General features: G+C 25.2%; 4 protein-coding genes. All 4 read left to right on the top strand.

The window, feature by feature from the left end:
- The first annotated feature begins 191 nt into the window (after positions 1-191).
- Positions 192-527, top strand: a complete 336-nt coding sequence (locus KO506_RS05165; RefSeq protein WP_215993832.1) for an energy transducer TonB — start codon at positions 192-194, stop codon at positions 525-527.
- Between the two features lie 191 nt (positions 528-718).
- A complete protein-coding gene (locus tag KO506_RS05160) occupies positions 719-1447 on the top strand; it encodes a hypothetical protein (RefSeq protein WP_215993831.1) in 729 nt (242 codons plus the stop codon).
- Positions 1448-1603: 156 nt separating this feature from the next.
- A complete protein-coding gene (locus KO506_RS05155; RefSeq protein ID WP_215993830.1) occupies positions 1604-2305 on the top strand; it encodes a hypothetical protein in 702 nt (233 codons plus the stop codon).
- Positions 2292-3044 (top strand): hypothetical protein, encoded by a 753-nt coding sequence (locus KO506_RS05150; protein WP_215993829.1) that lies wholly within the window; start codon positions 2292-2294, stop codon positions 3042-3044. Before KO506_RS05155 ends, KO506_RS05150 begins: the two co-directional genes overlap by 14 nt.
- Positions 3045-3209: the final 165 nt, after the last annotated feature.

Here is a 3209-nt window from a genome sequence, read left to right as displayed (position 1 = left end):
TTTCAGGACAAGACATAAAAAACAAACACTATGAGAAAAATATTATTACTGAATTTTCTATTAATACCATTGATATTTTATAGTCAATCAGTTAAGAAAATAAAAAATCAATTAGATCATAATTCAATCGAAACTTATTATGTTTTAAAATCAGATAAATCAATATTTTAACTAATAAAGGTCCTTTAAAAATGGAAAAAATTGAAACTGGAAATGGAAGGTTTGAAGGACTTTTATTTACTGACAAACCACCAACTTTTGAAAATGGAAATTTAGGAATTGCCAATTTTACTAAGGAAAATTTTAAATATTCAGAACGAAGTAAAACAAAAGGTAAAATTTACATTGGAGGAATTTTACTTGAAAATGGAGAATTGAAAAATTTGAAAGTTTTAAAAGGAATTAATGAAATATTAGATAAAGAAGCTTTAAGGATTACAAAACTTATGGAAGGTAAATGGAGTCCAGCTGAATTTGAAGGAGAAAAATTAAGAAAGAAAATTGTAATTCCATTTACGATTGAATAAATTACTTTGCCTAACAACATATATAATTTATTGCTAATTTCTTGCTTACTTACGAAAATCCTCGCGGATTTTCTTTGCCTGTAATTATTTACTAATTTAGTTGCTTATACCACGCAACAAACCATATATAAACACGTTGGGTTTAATTAACGAATCCAAGTAAAAAAGAGCTAGAAAGAAAAGGAATCAGAATGAATTTACAATATTATTCATACAAAGAAGATAAAATTTATGAATATAATTCAGATGTTATTTCAAAAATATCAGAGAAAAAAAATAGTTTTGATTTAACTTCAAAATTTGAATTATCAATAAGCAAAGAAACTTCTACTCTACATATTTATAAAATTGAGAATAATTACCATTTAAATTTTATAAAATTTAATGAAAAATCTCAAGAAAGAACTGGAATTAATATTCAAAAATTCGAAGTACTCAATAAATTTATTGATAATTATATAAATGAATTAGATTATAAAGTCACAAAAAAATCTATTGAAAAATATAGCGAATTAAAAAAGGAAGAAGAAAAGGAGAATTTTAATAAGTGGAAAGTTGAGTATGAGAAAAAAAAGGAAAGAGAAAAATTTGATTTTTTAAAACCTATCTTAATAACATTAGGAATTGTTTTTATTTTTGGAACATCTTTCTACTATTGGAATTCTGAAGAGTATAAATTTATTTTTAGTGAAACAAAATTTATAAAAGCCAAAATAGTTGAAACAAAAATGGTTCACGCTGGAAGTGGTTACTACTATCAGAAACTAACTTTTGAATATAAATTTCAAAACGAAATATTTAAAGGTGAAAAAACAATTGGAAAAAGAGTTGGAAGAAGGAAAATTGGTGATTTAATTAAACTGAAAATATCAACAAAAAACCCTGAAAGAAATAAAGTAATAGCTTATTACAATAACTAAACCCAACACCGTATAAACTTTATTGCTAGTTATAGCTCACTTGGGAAATTCCTTCGGAATTTCGCCGTTCGTGTTTTATTTAGTAAATTCACTGCTTAACCAACGCAACAAAGCTTATACAACAACGTTGTAGGTAATTAAAACTAAGCTCTGAGAATGAATGATAATTTGATAATTACATTTTTTGTTTTACTTATATTTTCACCTGTAATTTATCAATGGTTTTTATTATTAAAAGAAAGGAAAATTGAAAATAAAAAAATATTAAAAAAATCACTAAAGTTTACTCAATACAGTTTTTTAACTCTAATTTTCATTTCAATTATATTTGGAATTTTAAGTCATACAAATTTCTTAAATTATGAAAGACCAATGACTTTTGAAAAGTTCGACAAAATCACTTTTCAAAATTTTCGTGGCTTAGAGTTTTTTAAAAAGTCACTTTACGGAAATAAAAGGTTTGCCTATGTTGTTACTTCAATAGAATGTGAAATTAATGAAAATTCTGTTACAGTTCAATCATTTTTTTATCCTTCACGCTCTTTTGTTTACAACAAAAACACAAATAGTAAAGAACTATTGACTCACGAGAAGTATCACATCAAAATCACAGAATTGTTTGTTCGAGAAGCAAAAAAAGAAATATCTAATTTAAAGATTTTCAATAAAAACAAAATCAAAGAAATAATAAGAAAAGTTAAAACAAAGGAAAGAGCATTTCAAAAAGAATATGATTATAATACTTTTCATAGCTATGTTTTAAGTGAGCAAAAAAAATACGAGAGAAAAGTGGATAGTTTATTAACTTTGCTTAGTGTATATGAAAAACCAAAAATTACTATTAATGACAAAAATTAAATATCTCTTCTTAGCACTTATTTGCTTAACATTAACGAATTGTAAAACAGAAAAACACCAATTTCCAATAGATAAAAGGTATTGGGACACTAACGACTATGACAAAGTAATTCTTGAATTAAGATATGGTTACGAAAATGATGAAAAAAAACCAACTTTTGACAATCAAGAACAAAGAATAATTGTTCAGAAACTCACAGATGAACAAAATTTTAAAGTCGTATTAAATGATAAAGAATTAGGTTTAAAACATCGAAATAAAGTTGCAACAGAATTCTTTAATCATTGGAAAGATATGCATCAAATTTATCAAGCAACAGACCGAAAAGATAAATATCTTTATGATATAGAAATGTTAGCTGTTTGGCAATATGGTTTAGGTTTACAACTTGAATATTTTAAGTTAGGAAATGACGAAATAATTGAAAGCGCAGACGATCCAAATTCTTCAAAAGTTATAAATACTATTAATTCAAATATTCAAACTTTGATAAGTAATTATATTATTTATTTAGATGAGATAAACAATGAAAAAGCATTTTCAGAAAAAGGAAAATCTAAACTTGCGAGTGGAATTAATAAATATTTCTCTAAACTTATTGAACTTCATCCGAAAGCAAATTATAGCGGAATGAAAAATAAAGCGGAATTGATGCTAAAAAAGAGTGAATCAAATGAAATTAAATCATCTTTGAATAAGTTAATTGAATTAATAGAATTAAAGAAAAAGGAAGAATAACTACCTACAACACCGTTTAAAAAAAATTGCTAGTAAAAGCCTACTTACGAAAATCCTCTCGGATTTTCTTGGTTCGTGTTTTATTTACTAACTTTATTGCTTAAACCACGCAACTTTCCTTACACAACAACGTTGGCATTCATTGTGTCTTATCCGGAATAAAGG

This window comes from Polaribacter vadi, from assembly GCF_018861005.1.
Classification (GTDB): domain Bacteria; phylum Bacteroidota; class Bacteroidia; order Flavobacteriales; family Flavobacteriaceae; genus Polaribacter; species Polaribacter vadi_A.
Note: the sequence above shows the minus strand (reverse complement) of the source record. Positions and strands in the feature narration are given on the sequence as shown.

Coding starts and splice junctions, on each gene's coding strand:
- KO506_RS05165 (WP_215993832.1), top strand. CDS start 192: ATGGAAAAAATTGAAACTGGAAATGGAAGGTTTGAAGGACTTTTATTT.
- KO506_RS05160 (WP_215993831.1), top strand. CDS start 719: ATGAATTTACAATATTATTCATACAAAGAAGATAAAATTTATGAATAT.
- KO506_RS05155 (WP_215993830.1), top strand. CDS start 1,604: ATGAATGATAATTTGATAATTACATTTTTTGTTTTACTTATATTTTCA.
- KO506_RS05150 (WP_215993829.1), top strand. CDS start 2,292: ATGACAAAAATTAAATATCTCTTCTTAGCACTTATTTGCTTAACATTA.